We start from the raw sequence: 14,665 nt of genomic DNA on the forward strand, positions 1-14,665 counted from the left end.
CGGTCGAAGCGTGAGTCGTACCCAATGGACAATCCACGGCGAAACAGTGGTGGACGAGAACCGGCACATACGCCTCTCGACCGTGGACGTCGAGCTGCCCGACGGCGTGCATTTCACCCAGTATGTCGCGCGGATGCCGCGGTGCGCGATGACGCTGGTACTCAACGAGAATCGTGAGGCGTTGCTGATGTACCGGCACCGGTTCATCATCGATCGATGGGTATGGGAGTTGCCGGGCGGCTATGTCGACCATGCCGAAGACGTGGCTCTCGCCGCGGCCCGTGAAGTCGAAGAAGAGACCGGCTGGCGCCCACGGACCATGGAGCACTTGGTCACCTACCAGCCCGCCATCGGCACATTGGATCACCCACAGGAGATCTATCTCGCCCGCGGTGCTGACTCGATCGACACGCAGCCAGATATCAACGAGGCCGAGGACATCCGCTGGATACCGCTGGAGGAGGCCGTGCGAATGATCGAACGCGGCGAGATCATCGGCGCGGCCACGGTCGTCGCGGTATACCGAGCGCTCAGCCTGCCTGAGTAGAGAGCGCGAGCACCTGCTGGCGGAAATCGGCGACGTCGGACAGTTCGGCGTACGGTGTCAGGTGGTGCCGGAGGTCGCGCAGATAAGCGAGTGTGCGCCGAGATTCCAGTCCGGCCGCGACTGTCAGTGCCTCGGAGCCAATGCGCACGGCCTCATGCGGGTCTTCGTCGGCGCGTGCCGAGGCCAGCAGACACAGGTTGAACGAACGGCCCCGAGTGTAGCCCTCAGACATGTCCAGTGACCGCTCGGCGAAGTGTGCGGTTCTGGCACGGTCACCCAGGTCGCGGAAGCAGTGTGCGGCCTTTGCCGACAAGTAGGCGTCGTCGAAGTACTCGAGCCAGGGTGGTCGAACGCTGTCGGTACGGTCGAACGCCCGTTCGGCGGCATTGAGGGAGCTAGCACACAGTGAGCTGTCAGATCGTGCGGCGTGCCCGTGTGCCTCCACGATGTGGCATTCGGATTCCAGTGCTCCCAATCCTGCCGTGCGCGCGGCGATCTGGGCCGCGCGCGCCAGGTCGACAGCGTCTCCTGGGCGACCGACATAGGTGGCCTGGTGACTCATCGCCGCGAGGATCTCGGCGCCGAGAGCGGCGTCTCCGGCAGCCCGGGACAGGCGCAGGGCTTGGATCAGATACCGCTGCGCCAGGCCGTGTTCCTCGAGGTCGTATGCGGCCCAGCCAGCGAGCTTGGTCAACTCGGAGACGGTAGCGAACAGCTGGCGGCCAATCGACTCCGGATAGCTGCCGTGCAGCAAAGGAGTCACCGAGGTGTGGAGGTAGTGGACGATGGTCGAACGGACTTTGCCACCGCCCACCCGGTTGTCCAAGTCACGGAATGCTGCGGTCATGGTGCGCACCGCGTCGACATCGGACTGCCCGATGCGCCGATAGCCCTTACCGGATGTGGGGTGTTCCGGGCCGGGCATGGTCAACCAACGCATCGACGCGGCCGGGTAGACCGCGACGGCGTAGGACGCTCCGACGAGGAAGCGGCGGCGCTCCACATCACTCCTCCATAGTGCGGTCGCAGCGGCGGTTGCCTCTGCGAGGCTCAACGAGAACTCCAATCCGAGGTCGGCCGGTTCCTGACTGTCCACCATTCCGCAGTCGGCCGGGGTGACTCGGCGTCCGACGACTTCGGTCAGTACCTCGGCGATGAGCTGTGGCCCTGGGGGATTGGGTTGTTCACCGGACACCCATCTGGCTATAGCGGTGTGGTCGTATCCAAGTTCGATACCGACTGCCCGGCCGCGCTCCACGACCCTGCGCGCGAGTCCTTTTCGGCTGAGCCGAGTTTCCTCGATGAGTTCAGCCAACTGCCGGTTGGGTTGTTTGGGCTGGCGTCCCATACCTCGGAGTGTGGCACGCAGGCCCGCTCGCTGACCATCATTGCCCTCTTGTGCACACCCCCTGTGCACACACTTGCCCGACGTGCGCGCCTTACAGAGAACGTCGGCCACGCGGTTGTCTGAATGTGCACACCGGCGTTGGACCGCAGGCGATTCCTCTATCTCGTCTCGGATACGTGAACCGGCCGCACGGGAAGGCGTGTTGGGCTTTGCAGCCCGGCGCGGCCGGACCGGCGTCGGTGTGCTCCTAACCATCGCAGGGGAGAGGCACGCCATGTTGTCGCTGATGGACCGCGTACAGAAGTGGGAAGCCGAGCACCGGGACTGTGCTAGTCCGCAGATCGTTATGGACTGCGCGCGTGCTGCGCTGGTGTTGTCGTGGCACGCAGAACACGGTCCGCGTTGTCGCCAGTATCTGGCGGCGCTCGCCCGTGTCTCGACGGTCCTGGACTGAACAGCTATGCGGGAGATGATCGTTCGGACTGCCGACTATCGTTCGAGGCCGACACTTCCGGGGTGGCGTGAACTCTCGGCTGCGTTTCGCGGCGCCGCCGGATGCCAGCCTGGCGAGCACCTCGTGCTGCGCTGGGCACACGCACTTGCGCACCTGCACCGCACCCGAATTACCTGGCCCACCGAGCAAACTCGGATCGACTCTCGCCGCGGCGAACTGCGCACCCTGATCGATGACTGGGTGACCGTGCACATCCAGCCGCGTCAGCCCTGGTCGCGGACGACCGGCTATGGCCAGGCGGTCGATGACATGGCCGTCGCACACGTGGCCGCCGAGATCGTCCTGAGCGCCGAACACACCGCCGATGAACTTCACCGAGCGTGGTCACATGTCGGCTACCTCGCCACCTGTTGGGCCGATCTAGTGACCGAAGCCGTCGATGGCCAGCGCACATTGCCGCCCCGGCCGCTCGATCACGGCCTTGCGACTGAGGAGCCGAAGTGACTCTGCTGCAACAGGAGTCGTTTGCGCTGATCGCGCTTGCCGTGGTGGTGACCGTCATCCTCGCCCTCGGCTTCCGCACCGAGGACGACCCGCCGGGCCCCAGCGTGCAGCAGATCCAAGACCGGCTCGCCCGCCAGGGCTACCGCATAGTGTCCCGCCGAAACTCCGGCGCGCACCGCGCCTCCGCTTCGGCCGCTCGACCACCCATGCCCCGCCATCGAAGGGAAGGTAACCGCTGATGCACCCGAGCCCCTACAACCCGAAACCGTTGCCGGTCCTCACCTCCGCGCAGCAGGCCAAGCTACGTGAGGAACTGCGGGAGATCATCGAGTACCGGAAGTCCGGGCTTTCGCTGAACTGGATCATCGGCTGCCCACTCGATTGCGGGTACTGCGTGCGGCACCTGTTCGACAATTTCGAGATGAAGCAGCCGCGTGCGTTGATCAGCGACGCCGAGGCCGCCGAGCTGCTTGTGCGCCACCAATACTTCCGCCGCCACATCACCCCGATACAGCTGCTCAATCGCGCCACCGACCCGCTGCTGCCGCGGGTCAAGCCGCACCTGTTCGAAATGCTGCGCCAGCTCGACGAGCGCGGGCTGACCAACCACGTTCTCGTCATCACGCGCTGGCGTATCGACCCCGAGGACTGCATGATCCTCAACTCTTTCACCAACATTCGCCTCACCGTGCTGGTCACTTACTCCGGCATCGATGACGACCGAATCGAGCCGGTCGATTCCAATATCGCCGCGACGTCGCTGTATACTGTTTTCGCGCGAGCGGACCGGTATCGGGTCGTGTTGTATTGGCGGCCGATCGTCCCGGCACTCAACGACTCCGACGAGCACCTGCGGCGCGCGTTCGAGCTCAGCTTCCATGCGCACGCGACCGTGTTCACCGGCCTGTTCTTCAAAGACCAAATTCGCGACTACTACCGGGCAAACGGTCTGCCCGAACCGTATCTGGACAGCGCGCGACGAAAGATCCTTCCCGAAGACCTCGAACGGCGAATTCTTGCCGCCGCCAGCGAATACGGCACTGGATCGCCGCTGTTCCGCAAGACGAGCTGCGCGGTCGCCTACGCCCACGGTGTGGCCGACTACAACGGCCACTACGGTATCCGCGAACTGTGCGACATCTGCCCGGCCGCGCAGTTGGACCGGTGTGCGCAGAACTGGCGACGGCCCGACGCGGGCTACACCGCGGCGCTTGCCAAAGATCTCGGCGGGCGGCTGGTAGAGATCAACGACCGCGCCGTCATGGTCGAGGGCCTGTCCGAGCAGCCGCGCTACCTCATGCAACACGGCCTGGGTTACCAGGTGCACGACATCGCGAAGCCGCACCACCGCAACCGACACGGCCGTGCCGAGCTCGGCTGGCCCACGACCAAGGAGAAGCTGTGACCACTCCAGTACCGCACGCGCTCAACGGCAAAGCCCTCGCCGTCGTCGATGTAGAGGGCAACGGTCACAATCCGCCGGAGATCATCGAAATCGCCATTCTGCCGATCTCCACCGACACTGCGCAGGTCGGCGACATGCGCTCGTGGCTGATCCGACCGACCGCACCGATTACCTCGATCGTGACCCGGAAGGTCCACGGCATCACCAACGCCGACGTCGCCGAATGCCCCACCTGGCGGGAGGTCGGAGCCGGAATAGAGGCGATGCTCGGTGGCCGGATTCTGGTGGCGCACAACGCGAAGGTCGAGCACAAGGTGTTGTCGGCGCATCTGCCCAGCTGGGCTCCGCCGATGGTGCTCGACACTCTCCGCTTGGCCAAAGCGGTGTGGCCCGGCCTGCCCGGCTACGGCTTGGACAAACTGATCGATCACGCCGAGCTCGGAACCACGGCGCTCGCCGAACAGGCCTACCACCGCGCCGCTTACGACACATGGGCGGCCTGGCAGCTGCTGCGCCGCCTCGTCCACGACAGCGGCCTCGACTGGGATGGTGTCGTACGCGCCGCAGCGCCTGCGGAATTCGCAGCCGTGCTCGAACCCGAAGGGGGACTGTGGTGAACCAGCTCGACACCGAATTCCGGCCGCCGGTCACCATCGCTATCACCGGGACACACTCCACCGGCAAAACCACCTTCATCACCCGGCTTGCGGAGGAGTTGTGCCGCAACAGGATCGAGGCCGCAATCGTCGGTGACCTCGGTGCGCAAGCATTGCAGCTGGGATTCCCGATCCTGTCGCGGCACACCTGGGCCTCAACGCTGTGGATCATCACCCGCGGCATCAGCAACGAGCTGGCCGCTTGGCAGCGCGCCGACGTCGTTCTCATCGACCGTGCCATCCCCGACGCGCTCGGCTACTACGACGCCGCCCTGGAATTCTCCGGCCGCCAACGCGATCCGAATTACGACGACCTCGAACAGATCGTCACCGCCCACAGCCGCAACTACGACCTGCTCCTGCGCACCGTCCTCGATCCGAGTGTGCCGTTGGGCGACAACAAGCCCCGTGACACCGACCTCGAATTTCGGGCCTGCGCTGACGCCCACGTCGACAAGGTCCTACGACGCCTCGACATCCCGCACGACACATTGACGTTCGCCAGCCACGACCGCGCCATCATTGAAGCGATAGCGTTCATCGACGGGCGGTTGAACGGTGTCGATGCGCCGCGGTGATGCAAGCGGATCTTGCGGAATGGTGCCGACTGCATGCTCCCTCGCACTGGCGGATCTCCACGCGTCGCGACATAGGGTGGCGGGCATGACGACCTGGGAACTCGGCGAGCCCGTCGCGACGCGCGAACTGCGCAAGGGTGAGAACTCCGTGACCGTCGTGTTCGGCAAGCCGCAGCAGGCCGAAGGGGGCGGCTACTACTGCCCGGTGCGCGTGGACGGGATCGAGGCCGATCCGACGACCCGCGCCATCTTCGGTATGGATTCCGTGCAGGCGCTCATCGAGGCCATGTCCTTTGCGGGGCGAGTGCTCGAGGCCACTGGCGAGTACACCTTCGAGGGCGGACCAGATTTAGGGTTCCCACGCGGCTGACCCTTGGCAATCGGAGGTCCAGTCGATATCGCTGATTTCCGAAGCAGCGGCGTCGCCGGATTGCCCGGCCCACCCGGCCCCGCAGCGCGTGCACAATGTCAACGGTCAGGGAGCGGACCCACTGGTCGGACGGGTTCATGCGGGCTGATCATCCCCGGCGCGGCGGTGCCAGCGGGAGCGGGCGAGGTTGTGGGCGGCTTGGAGGAGTTCTTGTACCGCTGCTTCCGTTCGCGGGCCCGGATTCACCACTGCCATCCACCCTTGGCTCCCGTAGATCGGGTGGGCCAGCAGGGTGTCCGTCGCGCTCGGGTCGGTGTCGTCAGGCGCGGGATCGCGGGGTGCGCGGCCGAGGCGGTCGACAAACGCCTCTTTTCCGGCGAAGAAGTTCACGCGGAAGGTGTCGGGGCGGTTCAGGTGGGAGGTCTGGTCGTCGGGGTAGTCCTTGGTCACGATGGTGGCGAAGGGCTGGGTTCGGGGGACGACGCCGTCGGGTGCGTAGTAGAAGAACGTGTCGCCCCAGCTGATTTCGGGTGAGCCGTCGCCCGGTCCCGGCTCGAGTGTGAGGACGCCGTCGAGTCCTTGGACGAATTCGATGATCTCGTTCATCTCCATGTGTTCTAGCGTTTCATTCATGTGCTTGTGGAGACTCCAGCGGGAGAATGCCGAGATAACTCGATGAGAAGTCGCAAATCGCCAGGTCTGCGCACCGTTGATGTCGCGAGGGAGGCGGGCTGCTCGGTGCAGCAGGTGCGCAACCTCGAACGCGACGGTGTCCTGCCGCCCGCGACGCGCACCGCCGCGGGCTATCGGACCTACACGGACACGCACCTGCATTCCGCGCTGGCCTACCGCGCGCTCGCGGCGGGAGTCGGGCCGGTCGAGGCCAAGCGGATCATGCGGGCCGCGCACGGGTATCCGGATTCGGATCTGCTCGCCCTCTTGGACGCCGCGCATGCTCGGCTTGCCGCCGAGCGCGGAGAACTGGAAGCGGCGAAGCGGGCCGCAGCCGCGATTACCGGTGAGCCGGTCGACGATGTCAGGCCGACGGATTCGATGACCATCGCCGAACTCGCGGGTGCGCTGGGTGTTCGGCCCTCGACGCTGCGGCATTGGGAAGCCGAAGCGCTCCTCGTCCCGCGGCGCGGCACCCCGGGCGGCGCGCGGGAGTACGCGCCGAGCGACGTCCGGGACGCGCGGATCGTGCACCAGTTGCGGATGGCCGGTTACCGCATCGCCCCGCTGCGCGCGTTGATGCCGGAACTGCGCCGGGCGAACCGGTGGAACGAGTTATCCTCCGCATTGGCCGCCCGAGACGCGAACATCGATGCCCGCTCGCGAGCTCTGCTCGACGCCGCGGCCGCGCTCGGCGCGGTGCTCGCTGCGAAGTGATTCAGCACCAGGATCCAGCGCCGATGCCCGAGGGCGGGCTCACTTCGTGATGGAGCGAACCTGTTCCTCGTACTTCGCCCGCACGTCGGCATCGGCGGGATGCAGAGCGCGGTTGCCGTCGAACAGCTTTCGGACCAGTCGCACGGCACGCTCCGGCGCGGCGGCCAGTGCGATGTCGATGGGCCAGAGATAATTCGGCACGGCCACTTCGGCTTTGCGGGTCTGCACGGTCGTCAGGATCGCGGCGGCAACGTCTTCCGGATCCACGGTCGGCATCCCGCGTCCGAGCGCCAGCCCCGAGGACAACCGAGTCCGCACCGCCGAAGGCATCACACAGCTGACGCTCACACCGCGCTCGGCGAACTCCAAACGCGTTGCGGCGGAAAGACCTACGGCGGCGAACTTGCTCGCGTTGTAGACGGCCAGGCCGGGGATCGGGATCTTGCCCGCCAGCGAGGCGACGTTCACGACGTGGCCACGCCCGCGCTCGAGCATCCCGGGCACCACCGCGCGCATGCCGTGGATCAATCCCCACACGTTGATATCGAAGGTGGTGTGGCCGACCGCATCGGGCTCGTCCAGGAACGCGCCCGCTGGCATCACACCGGCGTTGTTGACCAGGATGTCGACGCGGCCGAGTTCGGCGACGACCTTGTCCCACTGGTCGCGGGCGCGCACGTCGAGCTCGAAGGCGCGCGCGCCGATGGCCGCGGCGGCAGCCTCGCCCGCGGCGATGTCGACGTCGGCGATGGCGACGTGGGCTCCGGCGTCGGCGAAGAGCTGGGCGGTGGACTGGCCGATACCGCGACCGCCGCCGGTGATCAGCACCCTGGCGACCCGCAACTCGATGGCGGGATAACCGTGACCGAGAATTCTCACGCGAAGACTCCTTGTTCGAGGGCGCGGCGGGTGCTGCGCAGGCTGTGCCGGAAGGTGTCGACGCGGCGACGGCCGTCCATGAAGTTGGGGCCCATCACCGCCAGATCCTCGGCGGTCGCGCCGACCATCAGCACGCGGGTGCCCGCGGCGCGCAGTTGGGCGATCTCCGCGGCGAGCTGAGCGCTCATCCGGTCCCGCAGCTGACGCTCCAGAAAATGACCGGGACCGGTGGCGGGCAGCCGCGAGGTGGACGCCATCGGCGCGAGCACCACGACTTCGTCCAACCCATGCCCGGCGAGCAGATCGACGGACGCGGTGGATCCGGCGCCGCCGTCGACGAACCGGCGTCCGGCGATCGGGACCGGCGGGAACCAACCGGGAATCGCCCACGAAGCGCGCAGCGCCTCGCCCAGGGTGGCGGCGGGAGCGTCCGGTGCGCCGAACGGAACCCGTTCCGCCGTCGCGTGATCCATGCTCACCAGCCAAGTCGCCGGATGCGGCACCCAGGTGCCGCCCGGGTTCAGCCGCTCGGCGAGCCGCTGCAACCATCCGGCATCGCCGCCGCCGAGCGGCAGCAGCCCGCTGCCAGCGGTGAGCAGTCGCTGCCCGGATCCCGCGCCGCGCAGCGTCAGCCTCGGTGCGCCGAGTCCAAGGCGGGGCAGCGGCGGAAAGCGGCCCGGCTCGTCCCGCATGTGGGCGAGCAGCGCGGGGTTCGTGCTCCGGCCTTCCTGCATGGCGACCAGTTCGTCGACGCCGATACCGCTGCCGAGCATGGTCACGATTTCCGCGCCCGCCGAGGTGCCGAGCAGGACGTCGGCCTCACGCGGATCCCAGTCGAGCACGTCGCGCACCGCGGCTAGCGCGGCGACGATCCATGCCGCACCGACCGTGCCGCCGCAGCCGATGGCCAGGCCACGTCGCTGTGACCCGTTCTTGTTACTCATGGTTTCGCACACTATCAGAATTCAGATTCTCTCGGTATCCGAAATCCGTGAGTACGTAGAATCGCGGCATGGCACGACTGACCAGGTCCGAGAGTCAGGCCCGAACCAGGGCCGATCTGATCGCGACCGCGCGCGATCTCTTCCTGACCGACGGTTATGCGAAGACCTCCATGGAACGCGTCGCGGAAGAGGCCGGGTACTCCAAGGGCGCGGTCTACTCCAACTTCCGTACCAAGAAGGATCTGTGCCTCGAGGTGCTCGAGGACATCCACGCCACCAAGTTCGGCGAGGTCTCGGAGCTGATCGCCGCGGACGAGAGCCTGGAAGTACGGTTGGCGCGACTCCAGGAGTGGGCCGAACGCACCCTCGGCGACGTCGGCTGGACGATGCTCGAGTTCGAATTCGCCACGCTCTCGCGCGACGACCCCGACCTGCGGGCCGCGCTGGTGTCCAACCTCGGCGCGGTGCGCGGCGCGGTGGCCGCGCAGTTGCAGACGCTGGCCGACAGTCTTCGCTTGGTCTTGCCGATGCCCGCCGAGGACGCGGCATCGACGGTGCTGAGCCTGGGTCTCGGTCTTGGCATTCAGCGCGCCATCGACCCGTCGCTTTCGGCGCGGCTGATCACCGACGCGGTGCGGCTGTTGCTGAGCGTCGCCGAACGGTCGACGCCGCTCGGTGCGGAATGAGCGAACGCGGTGAGTGAATCATGTGCGAGCGCGCATGCAGGAGCCGAGTGCGGCGCCCGCGACGCGCTCACGGCGGGAAGTGCAGCGTCCACTCGCCGCGGTAGTGCAGCCGGGTGACGCTGCCGGGCGGAATGTCGATCCGCCAGAACGACTTCGGCGGGGCGTCCAGTGTCACCAGCAGCGCGGCGCGGATCACCGCGGGATGGGTCACCGCGATGGTGGACTTGCCCTCGGAGGCGATCTCGGCCATCCAGTACCTGGTGCGCTCGATCACGTCCAGCACCGACTCCCCGCCGTGCCCGCGGAACTGCGGGTTGGTGAGCCACGCGTAGAGCTCGTCCTGCGGCACCGACATGAGTTCGCCGCCGCGCCACGCGCCCGCGTCGAGGTCGCGCAGCCGGTCGTCCTCCTCGCCGGGCAGACCCATCAGTGCCGCCGTCTCGACGGTGCGGCGTTCCGGTCCGGTCAGCACACGCGCGGCGGTGAGCGGGGCGCAGGCGGCGATGGCGCGGCGGCCCGCCTCGGTCAAAGATTCGTCGACTGGAAAACGTGCCTTTCGCATCGCCTCGGTCATGCCATGGCTGACCAGGTCGAGTCTTAGCACCTTCTGCACGGATCGAAGCGTACGACCCGGCGATGGCAGCCGGACCTTTATCCGGCCTGTCGGTCTGTTCGAACTCGGTAGTTGGGTAACACGAAGTTCGCCTGAGGGGCGCGCGGCGGGTGCTCGGTCGGTCAGGTCCAGGTCTCGGCGGCCAGGTGTCATCCAAGGGCCGGTTGCCACCTCGCGGCCGGTTGCCTGTCGGTGCTCGGGTGCACACTGATCCCATGGCCACGTTCTCCACCGCCATGTTCTCCCGCGCGACCCAGGAATGGTTCGACGGTGCCTTCCCGGCGCCGACCTCGGCCCAGCTCGGCGCGTGGCAATCCATCGCGGCCGGAGAACACACCCTGGTCGTCGCGCCGACCGGCTCGGGCAAGACCCTCTCGGCGTTCCTGTGGGCGATCGACGAACTCGCCGCGCGGCAGCGACCGGACGACACGGCGGCCAAGCGCCGGACACGCCGCTCGAGCGAGGACGGCAAGGTCGAACACACGGGGACCACCGTGCTGTACGTGTCGCCGCTCAAGGCGCTCGCGGTGGACGTGGAGCGAAACCTGCGCGCGCCGCTGGTCGGCGTCACCCAGACCGCCAAACGGCTCGGCCTGGACCCGCCCGACATCACCGTCGGCGTGCGCTCGGGCGATACCAGCGCCGCCGACCGTCGCGCCATGCAGCGCACCCCGCCCGACATCCTGATCACCACGCCGGAGTCGCTGTTCCTCATGCTGACCTCCGCGGCGCGCGAGACCCTGCGCACCGTGCGGACGGTGATCGTGGACGAGGTGCACGCCATCGCCGGTTCCAAGCGCGGTTCGCACTTGGCGCTCTCGCTGGCCAGGTTGGATCTGCTGACCGAGCGGCCAGCCCAGCGCATCGGCCTCTCCGCCACCGTCCGGCCGCCGGAGGAGGTCGGCCGGTTCCTGGTGGGCGACGCGCCCATCACCATCGTCTCGCCGCCCGCGCCCAAGACCTTCGACCTGTCGGTGCGGGTGCCGGTGCCGGACATGACCGAGCCGGGCGAATCCGATCAGCCGGGGTCGATCTGGCCGCACGTCGACGAGGCCATCGTGGATCTGGTGCTGGACCACAACTCCTCGATCGTCTTCGCGAATTCGCGCAGGCTCGCCGAACGGCTCACGGCCCGGCTGAACGAGGCGTATGCGGGGCGGCTCGGCGATCCGATCGACACCGAGCACGCGCCGCCGGCACAGCTGGGCGCGTCCACCGAGGTGATCCACGGCGCCGACCAGCTGCTGGCCCGCGCGCACCACGGATCGGTCAGCAAGGAGCAGCGCGCGCTGATCGAAGACGACCTCAAGAGCGGGCGACTGCGCTGCGTGGTCGCGACGAGCAGTCTCGAACTCGGCATCGACATGGGCGCGGTCGACCTGGTCGTGCAGGTCGAAGCGCCGCCCTCGGTGGCGAGCGGGCTGCAACGCATCGGCAGGGCGGGTCACCAGGTCGGCGAGATCTCCCGCGGCGTGCTGTTTCCCAAGCACCGCACCGATGTCATCCACTGTGCTGTCGCCGCGCAGCGGATGGTCACGGGACAAATCGAGGCCTTGCAGATCCCGGCCCACCCGCTCGACATCCTCGCCCAGCAGACTGTCGCGGCTTGCGCGCTCGAGCCGATCGACGTGGACGCCTGGTTCGAGACGGTGCGCGGGACCGGCAGCTACGCCGGACTGCCGCGCTCGGCCTACGAGTCGGTGCTGGACCTGCTCGCCGGTCGCTATCCCTCCGACGAATTCGCCGAACTGCGTCCACGGCTGGTGTGGGATCGCGACGCGGGCACGCTCACCGGCCGCCCCGGCGCGCAGCGACTGGCGGTGACCTCCGGCGGCGCGATCCCGGACCGCGGCATGTTCGCGGTGTACATGGTGGGCGAACGGAATTCGCGGGTCGGCGAACTCGACGAGGAGATGGTCTACGAATCCCGCGTCGGCGACGTGTTCGCCCTCGGCGCGACCAGTTGGCGCATCGAGGAGATCACCTTCGACCGCGTTCTGGTGACGCCCGCCTTCGGGCAGCCCGGGCGACTCCCGTTCTGGCACGGAGACGGGTTGGGCAGGCCCGCCGAATTGGGTGCGGCGCTTGGCGAATTCATCCGCAAAGCGGGGCGGGAGTCCGCCGAGGCGCTGGCCAGGTCGGTCGATCCCACGGCGGGCGGCCGTGAACCCGCGTCCTCGAAGGGCGCGGGTCGCGGTGCCGGGCGCGGAAAGGGCGGCGGCGCGGGCGGTTCCGGCACGGCCGGGGGCGACGGTCTCGGCCGCATCGTCCAAGCCGCCGGACTCGATGACAACGCCACCTCGAATCTCGTGACCCTGCTGGAGGATCAGCGCAGCGCGACCGGTCAGTTGCCCACCGACCGGACACTGATCGTCGAGCGGTTCCGCGACGAGCTCGGCGACTGGCGGCTGGTCTTGCACTCGCCGTACGGTCTGCCGGTCCACGCGCCGTGGGCGCTGGCTGTCGGCTCCCGGCTCCGCGAACGGTTCGGCGTGGACGCCGCGCCGACCGCGTCCGACGACGGGATCGTGGTGCGGCTTCCCGATACCACCGACGATCCGCCCGGCGCGGAGTTGTTCGTCTTCGAACAGGACGAGATCGACGACATCGTCACCGAACAGGTCGGCGGCTCGGCGCTGTTCGCCTCCCGGTTCCGCGAATGCGCGGCGCGCGCCCTGCTGCTGCCGCGGCGCGATCCGGGCAAGCGCGCACCGCTGTGGCAGCAGCGGCAGCGTTCGGCGCAGCTGTTGGACGTTGCACGGAAATTCCCGGACTTCCCGATCCTGTTGGAGACGGTGCGCGAATGCCTCCGCGACGTTTACGACCTGCCGAACCTGCGCGATCTGCTCGGCCGCGTCGCGCGCAGGCAAGTGCGGCTGGTCGAAGTGGAGACCGCGACGCCGTCGCCGTTCGCCAGCGCGCTGCTGTTCGACTACATCGGCCAGTTCATGTACGAGGGGGACAGCCCGCTCGCCGAGCGAAGGGCCGCCGCGCTCTCGCTGGATTCCGGGTTGCTCGCGGAGCTGCTTGGCCGGGTCGAGCTGCGCGAACTACTCGATCCGGCGGTGCTCGAACAGACCGAGCGCGAGCTGCAACGACTCACCCCCGAACGCCGTGCGCGTGATGCGGAGGGCTTGGCCGACCTCCTGCGCCTGCTCGGGCCGCTGACTCCGGAAGAGGCGGCGTTGCGCTGCGTCGGCCAAGGCGCGCAGACCGGTGACGCCGCCGCGCATGGCGCCGGCGAGGCGGCGCCGCCTGACCTCGAGGGTGCGGTGTCGGCCGATATCGACCAAGCGGCACCACCCGACGTTGGCGAGGCGGCGTTGCGCGGCGTCGACGCGGCGGCGATCAGTGATGCCGATGCGGTGGACCCGCGAGGCTTCGGCCAGCAGTCGAGCGACCCTCCCGCGGGCGACCCGCGGCCCTGGTTCGCCGAACTCGCGAAAGCGCGTCGCGCACTGGAGGTTTCGTTCGCGGGACGGACCTGGTGGGTGGCCGTCGAGGACGCCTCCCGGCTGCGCGACGCACTCGGGGTGCCGCTGCCGATCGGCACGCCCGCCGCGTTCATCGAGCCGGTCGCCGACCCGCTCGGCGATCTGGTCGGCCGCTACGCCCGGACGCACGGACCGTTCACCACCGAGGCCGTCGCGGCGCGGTTCGGCATCGGCCCCGCGGTCGCCGCCACCGCGCTGCACCGGCTGGTAGCCGAAAAGCGGGCGGTGGAAGGCGAATTCACGCCGGGCGCCAGCGGTTCCGAGTGGTGCGACACCCAGGTGCTGCGACGGCTGCGACGGCGATCGCTCGCCGCGGCGCGGCACGAGGTCGAGCCGGTCTCGACAACGGCGTTCGGCCGCTTCCTCCCGTCCTGGCAGCACGTCGAGACCGGTGAGCTGCGCGGCGTCGACGGTGTCGCGGCCGTGGTGGAACAGCTTGCAGGCGTGCCCATCCCGGCCTCCGCGTGGGAGTCGCTGATCCTGCCCGCCCGCGTCCGCGACTATTCGCCAGCGATGCTGGACGAGCTGATGGCCACCGGCGAGGTCGTGTGGTCCGGGCACGGCGCCATCACGGCCAAGGACGGATGGATCGCGTTGCACCTGGCCGACCAGGCGCCGTTCACGCTCCAGCCCCCTGACGAGATCGACCTGTCCGAGGTGCATCTGCGACTGCTCGACGCACTCGGTGCGTCGCTGGCACCGCGGATGGCGCCTAGTTCGAGTTCGTCAGGCCGAGACGACTCGGTCCCGCTCGATGCCGATCCATCGCGGAAATCGGTCCGGGGCAACGTGGTTTCG

General features: G+C 68.2%; 14 protein-coding genes and 2 pseudogenes. 11 read left to right on the forward strand and 5 right to left on the reverse strand.

Going from position 1 to position 14,665, the window contains the following annotated elements; translation table 11 throughout:
• The first annotated feature begins 46 nt into the window (after positions 1 to 46).
• Positions 47 to 547 carry an NUDIX hydrolase gene (locus tag CRP45_RS24065; RefSeq protein WP_218841185.1) on the forward strand — a complete coding sequence of 167 codons (501 nt, stop codon included), beginning with the start codon at positions 47 to 49 and terminating at the stop codon, positions 545 to 547.
• Here the strand turns inward: CRP45_RS24065 and CRP45_RS24070 are convergent.
• Positions 531 to 1,895 (reverse strand): NsdA family TPR-like regulatory protein, encoded by a 1,365-nt coding sequence (locus tag CRP45_RS24070; protein ID WP_097247088.1) that lies wholly within the window; start codon positions 1,893 to 1,895, stop codon positions 531 to 533. The genes CRP45_RS24065 and CRP45_RS24070 overlap by 17 nt on opposite strands.
• Before the next feature lie 460 nt (positions 1,896 to 2,355).
• On the opposite strand from CRP45_RS24070, the gene CRP45_RS24080 reads away from it, so the two are divergent.
• The 6 genes from CRP45_RS24080 to CRP45_RS24105 all read left to right on the forward strand — a co-directional run bounded on the left by CRP45_RS24080 (position 2,356) and on the right by CRP45_RS24105 (position 5,862).
• A complete protein-coding gene (locus CRP45_RS24080) occupies positions 2,356 to 2,853 on the forward strand; it encodes a DUF4254 domain-containing protein (RefSeq protein WP_143861532.1) in 498 nt (165 codons plus the stop codon).
• Positions 2,850 to 3,092, forward strand: a complete 243-nt coding sequence (locus CRP45_RS24085) for a hypothetical protein (protein WP_097247093.1) — start codon at positions 2,850 to 2,852, stop codon at positions 3,090 to 3,092. The genes CRP45_RS24080 and CRP45_RS24085 overlap by 4 nt, the downstream gene beginning before the upstream one ends.
• Positions 3,092 to 4,258 carry a radical SAM protein gene (locus CRP45_RS24090; RefSeq protein WP_097247094.1) on the forward strand — a complete coding sequence of 389 codons (1,167 nt, stop codon included), beginning with the start codon at positions 3,092 to 3,094 and terminating at the stop codon, positions 4,256 to 4,258. The genes CRP45_RS24085 and CRP45_RS24090 overlap by 1 nt, the downstream gene beginning before the upstream one ends.
• Positions 4,255 to 4,875, forward strand: a complete 621-nt coding sequence (locus CRP45_RS24095; RefSeq protein WP_179830991.1) for a 3'-5' exonuclease — start codon at positions 4,255 to 4,257, stop codon at positions 4,873 to 4,875. The genes CRP45_RS24090 and CRP45_RS24095 overlap by 4 nt, the downstream gene beginning before the upstream one ends.
• The gene (locus tag CRP45_RS24100; RefSeq protein WP_179830992.1) at positions 4,872 to 5,492 is read left to right on the forward strand and encodes an AAA family ATPase; all 621 of its coding nucleotides are present in this window, start codon (positions 4,872 to 4,874) and stop codon (positions 5,490 to 5,492) included. The genes CRP45_RS24095 and CRP45_RS24100 overlap by 4 nt, the downstream gene beginning before the upstream one ends.
• Before the next feature lie 85 nt (positions 5,493 to 5,577).
• Positions 5,578 to 5,862, forward strand: coding sequence for a DUF6968 family protein (locus CRP45_RS24105; protein WP_097247096.1), 285 nt, complete (start codon positions 5,578 to 5,580; stop codon positions 5,860 to 5,862).
• Between the two features lie 135 nt (positions 5,863 to 5,997).
• Here CRP45_RS24105 and CRP45_RS24110 read toward each other — a convergent pair whose 3' ends face one another.
• Positions 5,998 to 6,474, reverse strand: coding sequence for a DUF6194 family protein (locus CRP45_RS24110; protein WP_097247097.1), 477 nt, complete (start codon positions 6,472 to 6,474; stop codon positions 5,998 to 6,000).
• A gap of 63 nt (positions 6,475 to 6,537) precedes the next feature.
• Between CRP45_RS24110 and CRP45_RS24115 the strand changes: the two genes are divergently transcribed.
• Complete coding sequence (locus tag CRP45_RS24115) at positions 6,538 to 7,251, forward strand: MerR family transcriptional regulator (RefSeq protein WP_097247098.1); 714 nt, start codon at positions 6,538 to 6,540, stop codon at positions 7,249 to 7,251.
• Positions 7,252 to 7,290: 39 nt separating this feature from the next.
• On the opposite strand, the gene CRP45_RS24120 is transcribed toward CRP45_RS24115, so the two are convergent.
• Positions 7,291 to 8,130 (reverse strand): SDR family oxidoreductase, encoded by an 840-nt coding sequence (locus tag CRP45_RS24120; RefSeq protein WP_097247099.1) that lies wholly within the window; start codon positions 8,128 to 8,130, stop codon positions 7,291 to 7,293.
• The gene (locus CRP45_RS24125) at positions 8,127 to 9,074 is read right to left on the reverse strand and encodes a patatin-like phospholipase family protein (RefSeq protein WP_097247212.1); all 948 of its coding nucleotides are present in this window, start codon (positions 9,072 to 9,074) and stop codon (positions 8,127 to 8,129) included. The genes CRP45_RS24120 and CRP45_RS24125 overlap by 4 nt, the downstream gene beginning before the upstream one ends.
• A 68-nt stretch (positions 9,075 to 9,142) precedes the next feature.
• On the opposite strand from CRP45_RS24125, the gene CRP45_RS24130 reads away from it, so the two are divergent.
• Entirely contained in the window at positions 9,143 to 9,760 is a 618-nt protein-coding gene (locus CRP45_RS24130) for a TetR/AcrR family transcriptional regulator (protein WP_097247100.1), read from the forward strand.
• 67 nt (positions 9,761 to 9,827) lie between these two features.
• Here the strand turns inward: CRP45_RS24130 and CRP45_RS24135 are convergent, their stop codons facing one another.
• Positions 9,828 to 10,373 carry a histidine phosphatase family protein gene (locus tag CRP45_RS24135; RefSeq protein ID WP_067787749.1) on the reverse strand — a complete coding sequence of 182 codons (546 nt, stop codon included), beginning with the start codon at positions 10,371 to 10,373 and terminating at the stop codon, positions 9,828 to 9,830.
• 215 nt (positions 10,374 to 10,588) lie between these two features.
• Between CRP45_RS24135 and CRP45_RS35330 the strand changes: the two are divergent.
• Together CRP45_RS35330 and CRP45_RS35335 are read left to right on the forward strand one after the other, a co-directional pair.
• Positions 10,589 to 12,508 (forward strand): annotated as a pseudogene (locus CRP45_RS35330) (DEAD/DEAH box helicase); the annotation flags it as partial.
• Between the two features lie 141 nt (positions 12,509 to 12,649).
• Positions 12,650 to 14,528, forward strand: a pseudogene (locus tag CRP45_RS35335) (Lhr family ATP-dependent helicase); the annotation flags it as partial.
• Between the last annotated feature and the right edge of the window lie 137 nt (positions 14,529 to 14,665).

It is taken from the genome of Nocardia amikacinitolerans, assembly GCF_900215415.1.
GTDB lineage: Bacteria > Actinomycetota > Actinomycetes > Mycobacteriales > Mycobacteriaceae > Nocardia > Nocardia amikacinitolerans.

Bases quoted from the DNA above. Each gene is read 5' to 3' on its own strand.
- CRP45_RS24070 (WP_097247088.1), bottom strand. From the start codon at position 1,895: ATGGGACGCCAGCCCAAACAACCCAACCGGCAGTTGGCTGAACTCATC.
- CRP45_RS24080 (WP_143861532.1), top strand. From the start codon at position 2,356: ATGCGGGAGATGATCGTTCGGACTGCCGACTATCGTTCGAGGCCGACA.
- CRP45_RS24090 (WP_097247094.1), top strand. From the start codon at position 3,092: ATGCACCCGAGCCCCTACAACCCGAAACCGTTGCCGGTCCTCACCTCC.
- CRP45_RS24105 (WP_097247096.1), top strand. From the start codon at position 5,578: ATGACGACCTGGGAACTCGGCGAGCCCGTCGCGACGCGCGAACTGCGC.
- CRP45_RS24110 (WP_097247097.1), bottom strand. From the start codon at position 6,474: ATGGAGATGAACGAGATCATCGAATTCGTCCAAGGACTCGACGGCGTC.
- CRP45_RS24115 (WP_097247098.1), top strand. From the start codon at position 6,538: ATGAGAAGTCGCAAATCGCCAGGTCTGCGCACCGTTGATGTCGCGAGG.
- CRP45_RS24125 (WP_097247212.1), bottom strand. From the start codon at position 9,074: ATGAGTAACAAGAACGGGTCACAGCGACGTGGCCTGGCCATCGGCTGC.
- CRP45_RS24130 (WP_097247100.1), top strand. From the start codon at position 9,143: ATGGCACGACTGACCAGGTCCGAGAGTCAGGCCCGAACCAGGGCCGAT.